At 72.3% G+C, this 17,233-nt stretch carries 17 protein-coding genes; 11 read left to right on the forward strand and 6 right to left on the reverse strand.

Going from position 1 to position 17,233, the window contains the following annotated elements:
- Positions 1-82 precede the first annotated feature (82 nt).
- The 3 genes from V1258_RS05700 to V1258_RS05710 are packed head-to-tail and all read left to right on the forward strand — an operon-like array spanning position 83 to position 2,792.
- Entirely contained in the window at positions 83-1,015 is a 933-nt protein-coding gene (locus tag V1258_RS05700) for an ABC transporter substrate-binding protein (protein ID WP_329748761.1), read from the forward strand.
- On the forward strand, positions 1,012-1,989 hold the full coding sequence (locus V1258_RS05705; RefSeq protein WP_329748762.1) for an amino acid ABC transporter permease: 978 nt from the start codon (positions 1,012-1,014) through the stop codon (positions 1,987-1,989). The genes V1258_RS05700 and V1258_RS05705 overlap by 4 nt, the downstream gene beginning before the upstream one ends.
- Positions 1,989-2,792 carry an amino acid ABC transporter ATP-binding protein gene (locus tag V1258_RS05710; RefSeq protein ID WP_329748763.1) on the forward strand — a complete coding sequence of 268 codons (804 nt, stop codon included), beginning with the start codon at positions 1,989-1,991 and terminating at the stop codon, positions 2,790-2,792. The genes V1258_RS05705 and V1258_RS05710 overlap by 1 nt, the downstream gene beginning before the upstream one ends.
- 184 nt (positions 2,793-2,976) lie before the next feature.
- Here V1258_RS05710 and V1258_RS05715 read toward each other — a convergent pair whose 3' ends face one another.
- The 3 genes from V1258_RS05715 to V1258_RS05725 form a co-directional block, all read right to left on the reverse strand.
- The gene (locus V1258_RS05715) at positions 2,977-3,948 is read right to left on the reverse strand and encodes a hypothetical protein (protein WP_329748764.1); all 972 of its coding nucleotides are present in this window, start codon (positions 3,946-3,948) and stop codon (positions 2,977-2,979) included.
- A 236-nt stretch (positions 3,949-4,184) separates the two neighbouring features.
- Positions 4,185-4,895, reverse strand: a complete 711-nt coding sequence (locus V1258_RS05720) for a hypothetical protein (RefSeq protein WP_329748765.1) — start codon at positions 4,893-4,895, stop codon at positions 4,185-4,187.
- A 265-nt stretch (positions 4,896-5,160) separates the two neighbouring features.
- Positions 5,161-7,482: an HAD-IB family hydrolase gene (locus tag V1258_RS05725; RefSeq protein ID WP_329748766.1), complete on the reverse strand. Its 2,322-nt coding sequence runs from the start codon at positions 7,480-7,482 to the stop codon at positions 5,161-5,163.
- A gap of 147 nt (positions 7,483-7,629) precedes the next feature.
- Between V1258_RS05725 and V1258_RS05730 the strand changes: the two genes are divergently transcribed.
- The 7 genes from V1258_RS05730 (at position 7,630) to V1258_RS05760 (ending at position 14,156) form a co-directional block, all read left to right on the forward strand.
- Positions 7,630-8,406, forward strand: coding sequence for an SDR family NAD(P)-dependent oxidoreductase (locus V1258_RS05730; RefSeq protein WP_329748767.1), 777 nt, complete (start codon positions 7,630-7,632; stop codon positions 8,404-8,406).
- 4 nt (positions 8,407-8,410) lie between these two features.
- Positions 8,411-9,199, forward strand: coding sequence for a lysophospholipid acyltransferase family protein (locus tag V1258_RS05735; RefSeq protein WP_329748768.1), 789 nt, complete (start codon positions 8,411-8,413; stop codon positions 9,197-9,199).
- A complete protein-coding gene (locus tag V1258_RS05740) occupies positions 9,196-10,905 on the forward strand; it encodes an FAD-binding oxidoreductase (protein WP_329748769.1) in 1,710 nt (569 codons plus the stop codon). Before V1258_RS05735 ends, V1258_RS05740 begins: the two co-directional genes overlap by 4 nt.
- Positions 10,906-10,912: 7 nt before the next feature.
- The gene (locus V1258_RS05745; RefSeq protein ID WP_329748770.1) at positions 10,913-11,518 is read left to right on the forward strand and encodes a histidine phosphatase family protein; all 606 of its coding nucleotides are present in this window, start codon (positions 10,913-10,915) and stop codon (positions 11,516-11,518) included.
- Complete coding sequence (locus V1258_RS05750; RefSeq protein WP_329748771.1) at positions 11,515-11,904, forward strand: hypothetical protein; 390 nt, start codon at positions 11,515-11,517, stop codon at positions 11,902-11,904. Before V1258_RS05745 ends, V1258_RS05750 begins: the two co-directional genes overlap by 4 nt.
- 256 nt (positions 11,905-12,160) lie before the next feature.
- The gene (locus V1258_RS05755) at positions 12,161-12,952 is read left to right on the forward strand and encodes a ThuA domain-containing protein (RefSeq protein ID WP_329748772.1); all 792 of its coding nucleotides are present in this window, start codon (positions 12,161-12,163) and stop codon (positions 12,950-12,952) included.
- The gene (locus V1258_RS05760) at positions 12,942-14,156 is read left to right on the forward strand and encodes a Gfo/Idh/MocA family protein (RefSeq protein WP_329748773.1); all 1,215 of its coding nucleotides are present in this window, start codon (positions 12,942-12,944) and stop codon (positions 14,154-14,156) included. Before V1258_RS05755 ends, V1258_RS05760 begins: the two co-directional genes overlap by 11 nt.
- A gap of 7 nt (positions 14,157-14,163) precedes the next feature.
- On the opposite strand, the gene V1258_RS05765 is transcribed toward V1258_RS05760, so the two are convergent.
- Complete coding sequence (locus V1258_RS05765; RefSeq protein WP_329748774.1) at positions 14,164-15,195, reverse strand: cation diffusion facilitator family transporter; 1,032 nt, start codon at positions 15,193-15,195, stop codon at positions 14,164-14,166.
- Between the two features lie 56 nt (positions 15,196-15,251).
- Between V1258_RS05765 and V1258_RS05770 the strand changes: the two genes are divergently transcribed.
- Positions 15,252-15,599: an ArsR/SmtB family transcription factor gene (locus tag V1258_RS05770; RefSeq protein ID WP_329746354.1), complete on the forward strand. Its 348-nt coding sequence runs from the start codon at positions 15,252-15,254 to the stop codon at positions 15,597-15,599.
- Positions 15,600-15,626: 27 nt separating this feature from the next.
- On the opposite strand, the gene V1258_RS05775 is transcribed toward V1258_RS05770, so the two are convergent.
- Together V1258_RS05775 and V1258_RS05780 are read right to left on the reverse strand one after the other, a co-directional pair.
- Positions 15,627-16,565: a sulfite exporter TauE/SafE family protein gene (locus V1258_RS05775; RefSeq protein ID WP_329746355.1), complete on the reverse strand. Its 939-nt coding sequence runs from the start codon at positions 16,563-16,565 to the stop codon at positions 15,627-15,629.
- Positions 16,566-16,692: 127 nt separating this feature from the next.
- Positions 16,693-17,151 (reverse strand): RrF2 family transcriptional regulator, encoded by a 459-nt coding sequence (locus V1258_RS05780; RefSeq protein WP_329746356.1) that lies wholly within the window; start codon positions 17,149-17,151, stop codon positions 16,693-16,695.
- Positions 17,152-17,233 lie beyond the last annotated feature (82 nt).

Consider the following 17,233-nt stretch of genomic DNA (forward strand, 5'->3'; position numbering starts at 1 on the left):
CGCTCGCCGCGCGAAGAGTCCCGGTGAGGTCCACACCTCACGGATTTCTCAGTCATTCACAAGAGTGCATAAGCTTCCATCCGTGACTCGCACCCAGCCCCGTCGACGCACCCTGCTGCGCGCGCTGCCGGTCGCCCTCGGCGGAGCGGCCTTCGCGCCCACGCTCGCCGCCTGCACCGACGCGTCCGTCCGCCTCGACGCGGAGACGAACGCGATCCCCGAGATCGACCTCAGCGGGATCGAGGAGCAGGCCGATCTCGCCGCCCTCGTCCCCGCCCAGATCCGCGAGCGCGGCGAGCTCGTCAACGGCGCCGCGCTGAACTACGCGCCCGGGGAGTTCGTCGGCTCCGACGGGGAGGCCGTCGGCTACGACATGGACATCCTCGCCGCCATCGGCAAGGTCCTGGGGCTCGCCACCCGCACCGAGTCCGCGGTGTTCGCGCAGATCATCCCGTCGATCGGCGCGAAGTACGACGTGGGCATCTCGAGCTTCACCATCAACCCAGAACGGCTCGAGCAGGTCTCGATGGTGTCCTACTTCGCCGCGGGCATGAGCTACGCCGTCCGGCGGGGCAACCCCTACGACATCACCCCGCCCGACCTCTGCGGCAGCCGCGTCGCCCACCAGGTCGGCACCTACATGGACGACGTCGTCGTCGAGCGCGACGCGGAGTGCCGCGACGGTGGCGGAGCCGGGATCATCGACCAGCCCTACGTCGGCAACGCCGACGCCGCGACCGCGGTCGCGGGTGGCAAGGCCGACGTCCTCATCGGCGACTCGCCCGTCGTCGCCTACGCCGTGGACCGCTCCCGCGACACCCTCGAGCAGGTGGGCGAGATCGAGGACGCGGCCCTCAACGGCATCGTCGTCGCCAAGGACCAGCCCGAGCTGGCCGAGGCGATCCGCGGCGCCGTCCAGCACCTGATCGACACCGGTGCCCTCCGCGAGATCCTCGCGGCCTGGGGCAACGAGAACGGCATGATCGAGACCTCGGAAGTGGACCCGCAGCAGTGAGCACCGCACAGACCTCGCCCCCCGTCGGCCGCGACGCCGACCCGATCCCGGGACGGATCCGCGCCAAGCGGCCGCCGCGCCCCGGCACCTGGATCAGCGCCGTGATCGTCGGCCTGCTCGCCCTCGCGCTGGTGAACTTCCTGGTCACGAACCCGGTCTTCGACTGGGGCACCGTCGCCGCCTACATCCTCGACGTGAAGGTGGTGCAGGGCGTCGGCTGGACGCTGCTGATCACGGTGCTCTCGATGGTGCTGGGCACCGTCATCGCCCTCGCCACGGCGATCGCGCGCCGCAGCGAGAACCCCGTGCTGCGCGGCGTGAGCTGGGCGTACATCTTCGTCTTCCGCGGCACCCCGGTGTACACCCAGCTTGTGTTCTGGGGCCTGTTCACCGTGATCGTCCCCAAGATCGCGCTCGGCGTCCCCTTCGGGCCGGAGCTCTTCGCCCTCGAGACCCGCGACTACTTCCCCGCCTTCTGGGCGGCGGTGGTGGGGCTCGGCCTCAACGAGGGCGCCTATCTCGCCGAGATCTTCCGCTCCGGCCTGAACTCCGTCGACAAGGGCCAGACCGAGGCGTCCAAGGCGCTCGGCATGCGGCCCGGCCGGATCCTGCGGAGGATCATCCTCCCGCAGGCCATGCGGGTGATCGTGCCGCCGCTCGGGAACGAGACCATCGGCATGCTGAAGACGACCTCGCTCGTGCTCGCGGTGCCCTTCACCCTCGACCTCACCTTCGCCACCAACGCGATCGCCAACAAGCTGTACGCGCCGATCCCGCTGCTGCTCGTCGCCGCGATCTGGTATCTCGCGATCACCTCGGTGCTGATGGTGGGGCAGCACTTCCTCGAGCGGTACTTCGGCCGCGGCTTCGATGACCGCCCCGGCGCCCCCGCGACCGGCCGCCGCTCCCGCCAGGCCGCCGTGAACCGCGCCGGCACGACCCCCAAGGACTCCCTCCCGGAGGTGGAGCTGTGATGACGACCGAGGACACCACGGACGGCGCGGCCGCCCCCGCCCTGATCCGCCTCGAGGGCATCCACAAGGCCTTCGGCGACCTGCACGTGCTCCAGGGCTGCGATCTCTCCGTCGCCGCCGGGGAGGTCGCCGTGCTCATCGGGCCCTCCGGCTCCGGCAAGTCCACCCTGCTGCGCTGCATCAACCAGCTCGAGGAGCCGACCGCCGGGCGGGTGCTCATCGACGGGGTCGTGCAGGGCTACGAGGCCGAGCCGCTGCCCGACGGTCGCTGGCAGAAGCTCAGCTCGGCGCGCATCGCCCAGCAGCGCTCCCGCATCGGCATGGTGTTCCAGCGCTTCCACCTGTTCCCGCACATGACGGCGCTGCAGAACGTCATGGAGGCACCGGTGCAGGTGCGGGCCCGCAGCACCGCTCAGGCTCGCGAAGCGGCCCTCGGCCTGCTCGAGCGGGTGGGCCTCGCGGACCGCGCCGACCACTACCCCGCGGAGCTCTCCGGCGGCCAGCAGCAGCGGGTGGCGATCGCCCGGGCGCTGGCGATGGAGCCCGAGCTGATGCTCTTCGACGAGCCCACCTCCGCCCTGGACCCCGAGCTGGTAGCCGAGGTGCTCGCCGTGCTGAAGGAACTCGCCGAGGGCGGCATGACCATGATCGTGGTGACCCACGAGATGGGCTTCGCCCGCGAGGTCGCCGACCGGGTCGTGTTCATGGACGAGGGCCGGATCCTCGAGCAGGGCACCCCGGAGCAGGTCATCGACCACCCGCAGTCGGACCGCCTGAAGGGCTTCCTCGCCTCGGTGCTGTGAGTGGTGGGGTTGGGTGGGCCCGCCCATCCCGCCCCTCCCCGCGCCACCTGCCCCGCCCACCCGTCGGCCCCCGCCCCACCAGCCTCACCCTGCCCCCGCCTCACCCGTCTGCCCCCACCCCGCCCCCGCCCCACCCGCCGCTCCACCCTGCCCCCGCCCGCTGCGGACCGGGCGGGCCGGCAGATCAGGCGGCGGCCAGGCGCTGACCGGCCAGCGCCCGGACCTTGGCCCGGCCGAACGGCCCGACCTCCCGGATCGCGGCGAGGATCTTCCGCTGCGTGCGGGGCCAGTCGAGCCAGACCTGCTGGTAACTGATGCGCAGGACCTGCAGCCCGAGGGACGTCGCCGTGAGGTCGCGGGCGCGGTCCGCCTCGAAGACCTCCTGCGCGGTGTGGGGCCTGCGACCGTCGATCTCCAGGAAGATCCCGCCGACGTAGGCGTCGAGGTACCCGACACCGTCGAGGTACACCTGCTGCTCGACGGTGAATCCGCGGCGCCGCAGCCAGCGCACGACCCGGGTCTCCGATCCCGAGTCGCTCGCGGTCGAGAGGCGGCCGATCCGGGAGCGGACGGCGGCGGGGGCGGCGGTCAGCAGCGCCGTCACCTCCACGGGGCCGAGCAGGCCCTGCGCCATCGCGGACTCGAGGAGGATCGCCGCCGTCTCGCCGTCCTGGCAGCGCATCGCGTGCTCGAGGGCGAGGGGGAGCGAGGCCACCGGGTCCGGCTCGGGCCAGCCGCGGTGCGGCGTGGGATGCCCGGCCATCCTCGACGGGGTGCTGCGGGAGTCCTGGTACCGATAGACGTGCAGGCGGGAGATCGACTGGCCGGGACGGGCCGAGCTGTCGCCGTGCGGAGTCCACAGGCCGTGCATCGGGGTCACGCTGATGCAGGTCAGGCGATGGCCGTGGCGGAGCGGCGCGATCGTCCGGGGCTCGGCACCGTCGAAGGCATACCACCCTCGGGCGACGCGGCGGAGGATGCCGTCGCGGACCGCCGCCCGGATCGAGGCATCGGTCTCGCCGTGGGCCAGCATCTCCGTCCGGCTGATCAGCCCGGTGTCGGCGGAGGAGAGGTGGAGGATGCGGCGGGGTGCCCGGACGGGACGGAGCCGGGGCCGGGCATCAGCGGGCAGGATCAGGTCACTCGACGAGTACATCCGCTCACCGTGCCGGGACCGGCCGCTCAGCGCCTTCGGGGCGGAGGAGTTGGGGACGGAGGCGGGGTGGGGAGGAACGGTCCAGTGAAGAGGGTGGCTCTGGCTCTGGCTCTGGCTCTGGCTCTGGCTGGCGGCTGAAAGACCGCGCCAGGCGTGACCTCGAGGCCTCTGAAGGCTTGAGGTCACGCCTGGCGCGGAGTTCCAGCAGGGGACCGCGAGATCCCCCGTGCAGACCGTCAGGCGGCGGGGATCTCGAACTCGCCGCGGAACTCCGGGATCGAGGTGTCCTCGCCGAGGATCTCGGTCTCCGGCCGGATGTAGGCGCCCTTGAGGGTCTCACCGGTCTGCTCGAGGTAGATCGGGATGAAGCCGGTGGCCTCGCCATCGCGTCGGGGCGCGCCGTCGAAGTACTCGAAGCCCGCCGCCGTCACCTCGTCATCCGCGGTGGAGGCGTAGTTGACCTCCTCGCCGCCGCCGTCGAGGACGAAGTCCTGCTGGCTCACGACGCCGCCGTACTGTTCCCCGGGGACCACCTTCACCTCGAGGTAGATCATCTCCCCGTCGGGGTTGTCGTTGGCCAGGTAGTACTCGGTGGGCATGTTCCGCGAGGCGGAGACGATGGTGACGACGTCGCCGGTGTCGGGGTCGGTGAGCTCGGTGCCGATCTCGATGACCGTCCCCTCGGCGACGGCCCCGGCGCCGGACGCGCTCTCCTCGGACTCCTCGCCCGCAGCCTCACTGGACTCGGACCCCTCCGCCGCGGCCTCCTCAGACTCCGCCTCGGACTCTCCCTCGGCCTCCGCGCCCTCACCCTCGGCCGCGGGCTCCTGCTCGACGCCCTGCTCCGGCTGCTGCTCGGGCTCCTCGTCGGTGGCGCCGCAGGCGGTCAGGGCGAGCACGGCGGTGGCGGCGAGGGCGGCGCCTCGGGCGATGATCGAACGGGACATGGTGTCCTCCTCCAGTGGTCGGTCATCTGAGCCTAGGTGGCATCTGCCCAGGTCGCGATGGGGAGGACTACCCACCGGCGCGGCCCGGTCCGCAGCAGGGCAGTGCCGAGCCGAGGCAGGGTGGCGCGGGATCCGCAGCTGCTGGAACTCCGCGCCCTGCGTGACCTCAACCCCGCTCAGGGCGTGAGGTCACGCCTGACGCGGAGTTTCAGCAGGGGGGGCGGCGGGGAGGGCGGGACGAAACCGGCGCGCCCCGCCCCCGCCATCACCACTCCAGGATCTGCCAGCGCTTCTTCTTGGCGACGGCGTACAGGCCGAGGTCGGGGGAGACCGCCGCCGGGGTGCCGACGAGGTCGAGCCAGGCGGCGTCGGCGTGGGAGTCGCCGTAGCCGTAGGAGGCGCCGAGGTCGGTCCCGGTCTGGGCGGCGTACTTCCGCAGCCAGTTGGCGCGGGCCTCGTCCACGACCGGCGGGGTCGCGAGATAGCCGGTCATCACACCGCCCGCGTCCTCGTCCATGTGGGTGGCGATGACCTCGTCGAACAGCTCGGCGAGCGGCTCGACGAGCACGTCGAGCGCGCCGGTGACGAGCACGGTGCGGTGGCCCGCGGCGCGGTGCCGCTCGAGGGTCTCGAGGGCCTCGGGGCGGATCGAGGCGCGGATCCGGCGCCCCGCCTCGCCGCGCATCAGCTCGCGCAGCTCCTCGGCGCGGAAGCCCTTGTAGCGGCGGTTGACCAGGCGGATCAGCTCGGAGCGGTCCCGCTTCTCGGCGCGCAGGTAGCCCGGCACGGCGGTGAGCAGGCCGCCCAGCTCGGCGGGCCAGGTGCGGCGCGGCCGGGTCGCCCGGACCACCGCGATGTACTGCTGCACGATGTTGGTGGCGAGCACGGTGCCGTCGAGGTCGAAGACGGCGAGGGCGTCGGAGCGCTCGGCGAGCGGCTTCGCGGGACGCTCGGCGCGGCGCTTCTGCGCGGACTTCGCGCGCGAGTAGGCCTTGGTCAGCTCGGTGACCGCCGGCAGGTGCTGCTGCTGGAAGTAGTCCGTCCAGTCGATCGCGGTGACGTCGAACTCGTGCGTCGCGAGGAACTCGGCGGGCAGCGAGGCGCGCAGCGCCCGGGTGTTCGCGTCGTCGAAGACCATCTCCGTCTTCGTGTAGTGGCGGTACAGCTCGATGTACTTGCGCAGGGTCGACAGGCCCGAGGTCGCGCGGTGCAGGCTCGAGGTCCACTCCCGGGTGCGGCGGGTCGCCGGCAGGTAGGCGACGGCGGCGGAGCCGAGCTTCGCGGAGAGCTCCTTGGCGCGGAAGCGCTGCTCGACCATCTCCACCGCGGGGAAGGACCACTCCGGCACGGCGATCGGCCGGCCCTTGTCGTCCTCGAGGGGGTGCTCGAGGAAGTACTGGCGCACCGCGGTGACCATCTCGTGGAAGGGCAGCGGGTTCGACGCGCCGGAGACCACCTGGAAGTAGGCGTCGTCCCCGCGGCGGTCGACCCCCTGGGTGGCGAGGGCGACGATCACGTTGACCACGTGGTCCACGGGGATCACGTCGAGGATCGAGTCGGCGAGGCCCGGGAACTCGGGCAGCACGCCGCGGCCGTACGCCATGATCAGCGGGTCGGCGACCTTGTATCCGTCGATCCAGCCGGGGTACGGCTTCTGCATCGCGGACTCGATGATCGAGGGGCGCACGAAGGAGACGCGGTGGCCGTTGCCGGCCCACATCTCCTCGGCGACCTGCTCGGCCATGGCCTTGGTGAAGGTGTAGATGTCGGTCCAGCCGACGGACTGGGCGCGGGTGCGGCCGAAGTCGACCAGGCGCTCGTCGACCCAGGCTCGGCGCGCCTCCTCGGAGGCGGCGGCGACGGCCTTGGGCCCCATGCGCCCGTCGCGCAGGGTCGCGGAACGGATCCGCGAGCGCAGAGTCTCCGGCCGACGGGACTCCGCGTCGACCCGCTCGCGGGCGGCGAGCGCGGCCTCGTACTCGGCGCGCCAGTCGACGTCGGCGTTGAGCGAGCCCTCCTGGCGGAGGCCCTTGGAGATGCCGCCGACGTACGCGGTGGACACGTGGATCACGTGCGGGTCCTGGCCGGAGTCGAGCAGCGCCTGGTACAGGTTGCGGGCACCGCCGACGTTGGTGCGGAAGGCCTCGTCGATGGGCGGGTCGAAGGACACCGAGGACGCGGAGTGGATCACCACGTCGAGCGGGACCTCGATCGCGGGCATGTCGGTGAGGTCGCCCTCGAGCACCTCGACGCGCGCGTCGAAGATCTCCTGCAGTGCGGCCTTCCCGTCGACGGCGGTCGCGCCGTCCTCCTCGCCGTCCTCTGCGCCGCCCGCCGTCGACAGCTCCTCGGCCCAGGAGGAGAAGACGGGCTTGCGCAGCAGCTGCTCGAGGCGCTTGCGGCCGGTGACGGAGCCCTTGGGGCGCACCACCGCGAGGACGCGGACGTCCTCGGTGGTCTCGAGCAGGGAGCGCAGCACGGCCTGGCCGAGGAAGCCGGTGACGCCGGTGAGGAGGATCCGACGCTCCCCGCGCGGTGCGCCTCCGGCGGTCGTCGTCGGAGCGGCAGGGGCGGGGGTGTTCGACATGGATTCCCTCGGTGGACGGGTGATGGAGAGCTGTCGCGCGAGCGGGTCCCGCGGGCGCGTCCCGCGTGGCGGGAGCGGGGTGGGGGATGGCCCCACCTGGGGCGTCACCTGCGCTGGTCAGGGCGGCGCTAGTGTATCGTAGCCGCCATGCACAGGGCCCTGATCACAGGCGGCACCGCGGGCATCGGGGCCGCATTCGCCAGAGCATTCGCACGTCGTGGCACCGCGCTGGTGCTGGTCGCACGGGATGCCGACCGCCTCGCCGAGAGCGCCGCACAGCTGCGCGCCGAGCACGGTGTCGAGGTCGAGACGATCGTGGCGGATCTCGCGGACCGCGCGGCCCAGCAGCGCGTCGCCGATCGGATCGAGGCGAGCGCCGATCCCGTCGACGTGCTCGTCAACAACGCGGGCTTCTCGGTGCGGGCGGGGCTGCTGGACGAGGACATCTCCGCGCACGATCTCGGCTTCGAGGTGATGATCCGCGCGGTCCTCAAGCTCGGCGGCGCCGCCGGCCGCGCCATGCGGGACCGCGGCCACGGATGGATCATCAACGTCGGCTCGGTCTCCGCGCTCGTCACCCAGAACAACTACTCGGCCATCAAGGCGTGGGTGGGCAACTACTCCGAGTCCCTCGGGGTGCAGCTCTCCGGCACCGGTGTGCAGGTCACGGCGCTCATGCCCGGATGGGTGCGCACCGAGTTCCACTCGCGCGCCGGCATCAAGGGCTCCTCGATCCCGGGCGTGCTGTGGCTCGACGCCGATCGCCTCGTCGAGGACTGCCTGAAGGATGTCGCCCGGGGCCGCCCGGTCTCGATCCCCTCGACGCGCTGGAAGCTGATCTCCGCCGTGCTGCGCACCACGCCCCGCGGCCTGGTCGCACGGCTCAGCGCGCTGCTCAGCCACCGCCGCAACCGGGAGCGCTGATCCGGTGAGCACGCCCGCGAACGATCCCGGCCGTCGCCTGATCCGCTCCCTCTCGGAGCGGTCCCGCGGGGAGGGATGGGAGGCACCCGAGGGCGACCTCGCCAAGTACCGCTCGCGCTGGCGCTCGGCGCTGCGCTTCGTGCTGCAGCGGGGCGTGTTCCGCCTCGTGGTCCGCTCGGCGATCACGCCCAGCACCGTCGTGCACCGCCGCGTGAAGACGGTCCGCGGGCCGTTCGTGCTGGTCGCGAACCATTCCAGCCACACGGATGCGCCGATGCTCGCCCAGGGCCTGCCCTGGGCGCAGGCGCGCTTCCTCTCCACCGGCGTCGCCGCGGACTACTTCTTTCGGGTCTGGTACCGGCGGTTCTTCGTCCGCGCGCTGTTCAACGCCTTCCCCATCGACCGTGACGGCTCGCGGAAGAACTCCGGCTTCTCGCGCCGCCTGCTGCGCTCGGGGGTGCCGATTCTGGTCTTCCCCGAGGGCGGGCGCCAGCAGACCGGCCGCATGGCCGACTTCAAGCCCGGCGGGGCCGCGCTCGCGATCTCCGTCGGCGTGCCCGTGATCCCCGCCGCGATGGTCGGCGCCCACGAGGCCATGCCCAAGGGGCGCAGCTGGCCCCTGCCCGGCCGCCCGCCCGTCGGCGTGGTGTTCGGGGAGCCGATGCTCGCCGAGGAGGGCGAGTCGGCCGTCGCGTTCATGGGCCGCATCCGCGAGCGGGTGCAGACCCTGTACGACGAGAACTACGAGACGATCCTGGGGCGCCCGCTGCCGGGGGACGAGGAGTCCGCATGAGCAACACCACCGCCGCCGACGTCAAGCGTCACAAGTGGTGGGGGTGGGGGCTCGACGACGTCTCCTTCTCCGTCGAGAACCGTCCCGCCTTCGTCGAGCTCGCGCAGCGCGAGGTCGGCGTCGACCTGATCCACGCCCCCGCCGTCGCCGAGCCGGATCTCTCCGCCTTCGACGTCCCCGCCTCCCGCCTGCCGGATCCGGCGCGCGAGGCGCTGGTCGCGGCGCTCGGCGAGACCGAGGTGCGCACCGACGACGAGTTCCGCGTGCTGCACTCCTTCGGCCGCTCCCTGCCGGACCTCTTCCGGGTGCGCACGGGCGACTTCGGGCGCCTCGTCGACGCGATCGTCTACCCCGGCAGCGAGGAGGACATCGCCGCGGTGCTGCGCATCGTCCTCGAGCAGGACCTGGTGCTGATCCCCTACGGCGGCGGGTCCTGCATCTCCGGCTCCGTCACCCCGGACCTCGCCGAGGAGCGCCCGGTGGTGACCATGAACCTGGGCCGGATGAACCGGATCCTCGAGATCGACGACACCTCGGGCCTGGCCCGCATCCAGCCGGGCATGTACGGCCCGGACATGGAGGAGCAGCTGCAGGAGCAGGGCTGGACCGTCGGCCATTTCCCGGACTCCTTCACCTACTCGACCGTCGGCGGCTGGGCGGCGACCCGCTCCTCGGGCATGCAGTCCGACAAGTACGGGGACATCGAGGACATCGTGCGGGGCCTGCGCATGGTCCACCCCGACGGCGTCGCCGTCACCAAGCCCATCCCGGGCCGCGACTCGGGGCCCAGCGTCCACGAGATGATCCTCGGCTCGGAGGGTCGCCTCGGCGTGATCAGCGAGGTCACGGTGCAGGTGCACCGCCGCACCCCGGTCCGCCAGGTGATCGGCTACATGTACCCCGACTGGGAGCACGGCATCCGCGGGATGCACGCGATCGCGCGCAGCACGGACGTCTCCCCGACCTTCACCCGCCTCTCCGACGGGCCGGAGACCAAGTTCTCCCTCGCCCTGTCGAGCAAGACCCCCACCACGACGAAGGCGAAGGTCTCCGCCAAGGTGCAGGACGGCATCTTCGCGTACCTCCGCTCGCAGGGCTGGGACACCTCCGAGGAGATGTGCCTGAGCTACGTCTGCTTCGAGGGGTCCAAGGCGTCCGTCGAGCAGCAGAAGGCGATCGTGAAGAAGATCGTCAAGGCGAACGGCGGTGTGACCCTCGGCGCGAGCGTCGGCAAGGTGTACGACCAGAAGAAGTTCGACACCCCCTACCTGCGCGACTTCCTGCTGAACCACCGCGTGTTCGGCGACGTCTGCGACACCGGTGCGACCTGGGGCTCGATCAACGAGGTCCACGCAAAGGTCTACGAGGCCTTCGAGCGGACCCAGGCCGAGCAGGACCTGCCCGGCTTCATGTTCTGCCACATGTCGCACAGCTACCACGCCGGCGCCTGCCTCTACTTCACGTTCGCCTTCCCGTACTCCTCCGAGGAGCAGGCGCTCGAGCAGTACTACCGGGCCAAGAGCGCGGTGCAGCAGACCTTCGTGGACCTCGGCTCGACCGTCTCCCACCATCACGCCGTGGGGATCGAGCACCGGCCGTGGATCGAGCAGGATCTCGGACCCGTCGGCCGGAAGATGGTCGAGGGTCTCTTCGCCGCCACCGACCCGGGACGGAACCTGAACCCGGGCAAGGTCGTCGAGGGCTGAGGTCCCCGTGGGCGAGGTGCACGTGCTGCGGCACGGGGAGTCGACCGCGAACGTCGAGGGCGTGATCGTCTCCCTGCCGGGGGCGCGCGCCCTGCAGGAGGTGGGGCTGACCCCGCGCGGTCGGTCCCAGGTGCACGAGTGCGCCGAAGAGGCCCGAGCCGCCGGCTTCGACGCCTCCACGATCGTGGTGACGAGCGACTTCGCCCGCGCCCGGGAGACCGCCGAGGTGTTCGCGGCCGGGCTCGGCGCGGGGGCTCCGCGGGTGGACGAGCGGCTGCGCGAGCGCGGCTTCGGCGTCCACGACGAGGGTCCGACGACGGCCTACGAGGCCGTGTGGGCGCTCGACGCCGCGCGCGCGGAGCAGAGCGGCTCGGTCGAGCCGGTCGAGTCCGTCGCAGCACGGGTCGGCGAGGCGCTCCGCGCGGCCGACGAGCTCGCCGCCGACGGCTACGGCCACCGCGTGGTGCTGGTCGCGCACGGCGACGTGCTGCAGATCGCGCTCGCGCTCGGGGCCGGCCGGGACCCGCACGAGCACCGGGACCAGCCGCATCTGGTCAATGCCGAGCTGCGCCGCCTGGGCGACGCTCGACCGCCTCATGGAGGAGTCGCATGAACCAGCCCCGCGGTGACCAGCTGATCCTCACCCTCCGCGGCGACGGCGCGTCGACGCGCGCCCTGCTCGCGGACTTCTTCACCGAGCGCGGCTGGACCCTCGCGCGCGAGGACGGCACGCGGATCGACTACGAGCGCGGCAGCCGCGGACGCACCATCCTGCTCGGCGCCCTCGCGGGCGGGGCCTTCCACCTCACGGCCCAGCTCGAGGTGCGCGAGGGCGACCATGCGACGGACGTCGTCTACCGCTGGGGCCCGGGCGCGGGCCTGGTGCTCGGCGGGACGATGGGCCGCCAGCGGGCGATGCGCGTCCACGGCGAGACCGCGCAGGCGCTCCGCGAGCGGACCGAGCGGGACGGCCTGCTCGAGCGCTCCCGCACCAGCTGAGCGCGGGGGAGAGGGGCAGGTTCCCTCGCCATTGAGGGAACCTGCGGACGACCATAGCCCCGCGGATATGAGGCGTCGGTCACGCCTTGGTCACGGTTCCTCTACCCCCTGGTAACCCGTCGGCGGTCATGGTGATCGGGTGATGATCACGCGGCGATCCTCTGCTGACGCGCGACCCCCCGCGCCCCTACGATGGGCCGGACCCAACGCATCGGGAACGTTCCCGGCGCGGAGCACAGACCTCTGGAGGACTGGAATGACGGCGAGCAAGGATGCGCCGCTGCGCATCACCGTGTACGGCGAGAACCGCCACGAGAAGGTCGACCCCCGGGTGCAGGAGATCTACCCCGAGGGCATGCACACCACCATCGCGCAGGGCCTGACCCGCGTGCTCGCCGAGGACGGCGTCGCCGCCGAGGTGCGCATCGCCCTGCTCGACGACATCGAGGAGTCCCTCTCCGAGGAGGTCCTCGCCGAGACCGACGTGCTGACCTGGTGGGGGCACATGGCGCACGAGGACGTGCCCGACGCGGTCGTCGAGCGCGTCGTGCGCCGCGTCCACGAGGGCATGGGCCTGCTGCCCCTGCACTCCGCCCACTACTCGAAGGTCTTCAAGACCCTCATGGGCACTACCTGCAATCTGCTGTGGCGCAACGAGGGCGAGGAGGAGCGGGTGTGGACCGTCAACGGCTCCCACCCGATCGCCCGCGGCGTCCCGCATCCCCTGATCGTCCCCGCCCAGGAGATGTACGGCGAGATGTTCGACATCCCCGCCCCGGACGAGCTGGTGTTCGTCAGCTCCTTCACGGGCGGCGAGGTGTTCCGCTCGGGCTGCGTGTTCCGTCGCGGCAAGGGCAAGGTGTTCTACTTCAGCCCCGGCGACCAGGAGTACCCCGTCTACCACCAGGCGGAGATCCAGCGGGTGCTCGCCAACGCGGCGGTGTGGGCGCGCCCCGAGGAGCGCGAGGCCGCGCCGATCAAGATCGCCAACGCGCCCCGCGACTGGTTCCGCGGCGACGAGGCCGATGGGGTCACGCGTGTCATCTGAGCTGCGCACCGCCCCTGAGCCCCGCATCGCCGATCCGAACGCCGCGCTCGCCGGCGCCGCCGATGCCGCCCCGCTGCGGGCCGTCGTCGTCGGCGCCGGCGGGATGGGGCAGTGGTGGTCCCGGGTGATCGCCGCGAGCCCCGTCACCGAGCTGGTGGGCGTCGCCGACCTCGCCGAGGACCTCCCGGAGAAGGCGATCGCCCAGTCCGGCGTCGCCGACCCGTCGGCCGTGGCCGTCGGCACCGACGGCGTGGACCTCGCCGTCGAGCTCGGCGCGGACATCCTCATCAACCCGACGGTGCCGGTCGCGCACCATCCGGTGACCGTCAAGGCGCTCCACGCGGGGATCCCGGTGCTCGGCGAGAAGCCGGTCACGGAGACCCTGCCGGAGGCGCTGAGCCTCATGGCGCATGCGGAGCTGACCGGGGTGCCCTTCATGGTGTCCCAGTCGCGCCGCTTCTTCCCGCAGGTGCGGGAGCTCAAGCGCTTCGTCTCAGCTCACGGTCCGACGGCCCTGACCAGCGCCTTCTTCTCCCTGTTCACGGAGATGGAGGGCTTCCGCCGCACCCAGCAGCATCCGCTGCTGCGCGACATGGGCATCCACGCCTTCGACACGGCCCGCTACATCACCGGCACCGATCCGGTCGCGGTCACCGCGATCGGCGCGAGCCCGCAGTGGAGCGTGTACGCCGGGGACGCGACCGTGACCTGCACCTTCGAGATGGCCGACGGGGAGGGCACCTCGTCCCTCTTCGTCTACAACGGCTCGTGGAACGCGCGCGGGCTGCCGACCTTCTGGAACAGCGACTGGCGGATCGGGGCCGAGCACGGCTCGGCCACCTGGGACGGCCGCGGCACCCCGCAGCTGGGCACCGAGGACGAGGCGGAGACCGTCGCGCTGCAGGCCGCGATCGACCAGGCGATGCAGACCCCGGAGCCGGACCAGATCGACGCCTCGATCATCGAGTTCGTGACCTCCCTGCGCGAGGGCCGGACCCCGATGTGCGCGGTGCACGAGAACATCCTCAGCTTCGCGATGGTCGAGGCCGCGGTGGCCTCGGTGGAGCGGGGCGGGCGGGTCGTGATCGACGAGCTGCTCGAGGAGGCCCGCACCGAGGCCGTCGCCGCGGAGGCGGACCCCGAGGCGCGGGAGATCCTGCAGGGCTGGAGCTCCGTGCGGGAGGCGATCGCCGCCCGCCGCTGAGCCGGCCTCAGTCGGCGGGAACGGGCCGGATCAGCGCCCGGTCCAGGTGGGGGAGCCGGTCGTGGAGCGCCGCGTCGACTGCGGCGGCCACGGCCGCTCCCTCGCGCAGGCTCGCGGCGGGGTCCACCAGGATCTCCAGCTCCGCTTCGAGCCGGTGCCCGGTCCAGCGGGCGCGGGCGGCACGCACCTCGCGCACCCCCGCGACACCCCGGGCGGACTGCTCGAGGCGGTCGAGCACGTCCGGCTCGATCCCATCCATGAGGCGCCGGACCACGGTGCGCATCGAGGAGATCAGCACGGCGACCACGACCGCCGCGATCAGCAGCCCGATCAGCGGGTCCGCCCACGGCAGGCCGAGCCAGGCGCCGATCACGCCGAGCGCGACGGCGATCGAGGTCAGGGCGTCGGTGCGGGCGTGCTGCCCCTCGGCGATGAGGGCGGCGGAGCCGATGCGCCGACCCGCCCGGATCCGGTAGATCGCGACGAGCTCGTTCCCGGCCGCGCCGACCAGTGCCGCCGCGAGCACCCAGGGGCGATGGGTCATCTCCGTCGGGTCGAGGAGCCCGCGCACGGACTCCGCCACGATCAGCGCCGCCGAGAGCGCGATCATCGCCCCGATCAGCAGGCCGACGAGGTCCTCCGCGCGCCGGAAGCCGTGGCTGTAGCGGCGGGTGGCCGCGCGCCGGCCGAGGCGGAACGCGATGATCAGCGGGATCGTCGTGGCGAGATGGCCGAGGTTGTGGACGGTGTCGGCGAGGAGCGCGACGGAGCCGCTGAGCAGCACGATCACGATCTGCAGGGCCGCGGTCGCGCCCATGCCGGCGAGGCTGATCCAGGCGGCGCGGATGCCGACGGCGCTGGCCTCCTCGGCGGTGCGGATCGCCTCGCCGTGGTCGTGGCTGTGCGGGGTCAGCGCGTGGCGCAGGCGGCCGAGCGGGCCGTGATGATGGTCGTGGTCGTGGTCGTGGTCGTGGTCGTGGTCGTGGTCGTGGTCGTGGTCGTGGTCGTGGTCGTGGTCGTGGTCGTGTGGCGGAGCCATGGCGCGAATGTATCTGCGCAGACATGCAGATAGCAAGATAAGGCTAGGGTGTGGCCATGCACGTGAGGCCCCGCCGCGACGTCCCCGACGACGAGCACGCCCGGATCGCGGCGAGCACCTTCCACATGCTCTCGGATCCGACCCGGGTGAAGCTGCTGTGGGCCCTGTTCGGCGCCGAGCACAGCGTGAACGCGCTCGCGGAGGCGGTGGGCGCGACGCCCGCCGCGGTGAGCCAGCACCTCGCCAAGCTGCGCCTCGCAGGGCTCGTCTCGAGCCGTCGCGAGGGCACCTTCGCCTTCTACCGCGCCACCGACGAGCACGTGCGGCGCCTCCTGACCGAGACCCTCTCCCATGCGGAGCACGTCACCGGTGTCGCGGAGGGCGACGACCCGCACGGGTACTGAGCCGCGGCCTCTCGGCGGGGGAGGGGCTCAGCGGACGCCGTCGAGGGCGGCCTCGTCGCGGGAGGCGGCCTCGAGGGCCTCCGCCTCGGCGTCGAGGGCGGCGCGCTCGCGGCGATGGGCGCGGATCGACCAGGCGACGGCCGCGGCCCAGACGACGGCCACGGCGATCAGCGCCGCCGAGACGACCGCGGGAGCGGCGCCGACGAGGTCGCTGCGCAGGATGGTCCGCGTGTTCGTCAGCACGATCACGCCGCCGACGGCGGAGCCGAGCACCCGCGCGGGCACGAGGCGCACGAGCCAGGCCGCGATGGGGGCGGCGATCAGGCCGCCGACCAGCAGGGCCAGGACCCAGGCCAGGTCGATGCCGGCGGTGCCGAGGCCGATCAGGAAGCCGAGCGAGGCGGCGACCGAGACCACGAACTCGCTGGTGTCGATCGAGCCGACCACCTTGCGCGGCTCGATGCGGCCGCTCGCGAGCAGCGCCGGAGTGCCGACGGGACCCCAGCCGCCGCCGCCCGTGGCATCCATGAAGCCGCCCACCAGACCCAGCGGGGTGAGGAAGCGCCGGCGCAGCGGCTTGCCCATGTTGCGGCGGTCGATGCCCTTCACGGTGAAGCGCAGCAGCACGTACACGCCGAGGGCGAGCAGGATGCCGCTCATGAGTGGGGCGGCGACCTCGGTGGAGAGGTTCGCGAGGAAGGTCGCGCCGAGGAAGGCGCCGATCCCGCCCGGCAGCGCGATGCGCCGCACGACCTTCCAGTCCACGTTGCCGAAGCGCCAGTGCGAGGCGCCCGAGGCGAGGGTGGTACCGATCTCGGCCAGGTGCACGGTCGCGGAGGCGGAGGCGGGGTTGGTGCCGATCGCGAGGAGCAGCGTGGTGGAGGTGACCCCGTAGGCCATGCCCAGGCTGCCGTCGACGAGCTGGGCCGCGAGACCGACCAGGGCGAGCAGGACGAGTCGTCTCATGGCGCGACTCCTTCCGAGAGGGATGCGGACCGTCCGCACGAAGGAAGTTAATCCGACCGGAATGGTCGGAATCAAGTCCCCAGGTCATCGTGAGACATATGGAGTGCGCGAAGTGGAACTTATGCGCTCAGCGGTTCTGCCATGCCTCCTCGGCGGCGGTCAGCGCGCGGACCGAACGCGGCAGGTCGTGGGCCACGAGGTCCGCGAGGGTGACCTGCTCGAGGACGTTGCGCACGCTCGCCCGCAGGGCGACCCAGACCTCGGGGAGGTCCTCGGCGGGGCCGGTGTACTCGAGCTGGTGCGGGCGCTCCCCGCGCACGTACACGAGGGGGCCGTCGACCGCCCGGATCACGTCGGCCACGGTGATCTCGGCGCCGGGACGGGCCAGCACGTATCCGCCGCCCGCACCGCGACGACTGGTGACCAGGCCCTGGCGGCGCAGATCCCCGAGGATCCCCTCGAGGAAGCGGGCGGGCACGTCCTGGGCGAGGGCGAGGGCGTCCGCGGCGGTGGTGCGGCCTTCCTCCGCGGCGGCGAGCTGCGCGGCGGCGCGCACCGCGTAGTCGGCCTTGGCCGAGATCCTCATGGCGGCCCCTCCTCCGGTCGGGGGAGCCCGACGACGGGTCGACGTGCGATCGACGAACGGGAAGAGCCCCGGCCCGACTCTC

This window comes from Brachybacterium sp. J153 (assembly GCF_036311905.1).
Taxonomy (GTDB): Bacteria; Actinomycetota; Actinomycetes; order Actinomycetales; family Dermabacteraceae; genus Brachybacterium.

Excerpts from the sequence above, each read along its gene's own strand:
- V1258_RS05770 (WP_329746354.1), top strand. The coding sequence starts at position 15,252 with ATGCACGTGAGGCCCCGCCGCGACGTCCCCGACGACGAGCACGCCCGG.
- V1258_RS05755 (WP_329748772.1), top strand. The coding sequence starts at position 12,161 with ATGACGGCGAGCAAGGATGCGCCGCTGCGCATCACCGTGTACGGCGAG.
- V1258_RS05730 (WP_329748767.1), top strand. The coding sequence starts at position 7,630 with ATGCACAGGGCCCTGATCACAGGCGGCACCGCGGGCATCGGGGCCGCA.
- V1258_RS05710 (WP_329748763.1), top strand. The coding sequence starts at position 1,989 with ATGACGACCGAGGACACCACGGACGGCGCGGCCGCCCCCGCCCTGATC.
- V1258_RS05725 (WP_329748766.1), bottom strand. The coding sequence starts at position 7,482 with ATGTCGAACACCCCCGCCCCTGCCGCTCCGACGACGACCGCCGGAGGC.
- V1258_RS05775 (WP_329746355.1), bottom strand. The coding sequence starts at position 16,565 with ATGAGACGACTCGTCCTGCTCGCCCTGGTCGGTCTCGCGGCCCAGCTC.
- V1258_RS05750 (WP_329748771.1), top strand. The coding sequence starts at position 11,515 with ATGAACCAGCCCCGCGGTGACCAGCTGATCCTCACCCTCCGCGGCGAC.
- V1258_RS05780 (WP_329746356.1), bottom strand. The coding sequence starts at position 17,151 with ATGAGGATCTCGGCCAAGGCCGACTACGCGGTGCGCGCCGCCGCGCAG.
- V1258_RS05715 (WP_329748764.1), bottom strand. The coding sequence starts at position 3,948 with ATGTACTCGTCGAGTGACCTGATCCTGCCCGCTGATGCCCGGCCCCGG.
- V1258_RS05765 (WP_329748774.1), bottom strand. The coding sequence starts at position 15,195 with ATGGCTCCGCCACACGACCACGACCACGACCACGACCACGACCACGAC.
- V1258_RS05740 (WP_329748769.1), top strand. The coding sequence starts at position 9,196 with ATGAGCAACACCACCGCCGCCGACGTCAAGCGTCACAAGTGGTGGGGG.
- V1258_RS05720 (WP_329748765.1), bottom strand. The coding sequence starts at position 4,895 with ATGTCCCGTTCGATCATCGCCCGAGGCGCCGCCCTCGCCGCCACCGCC.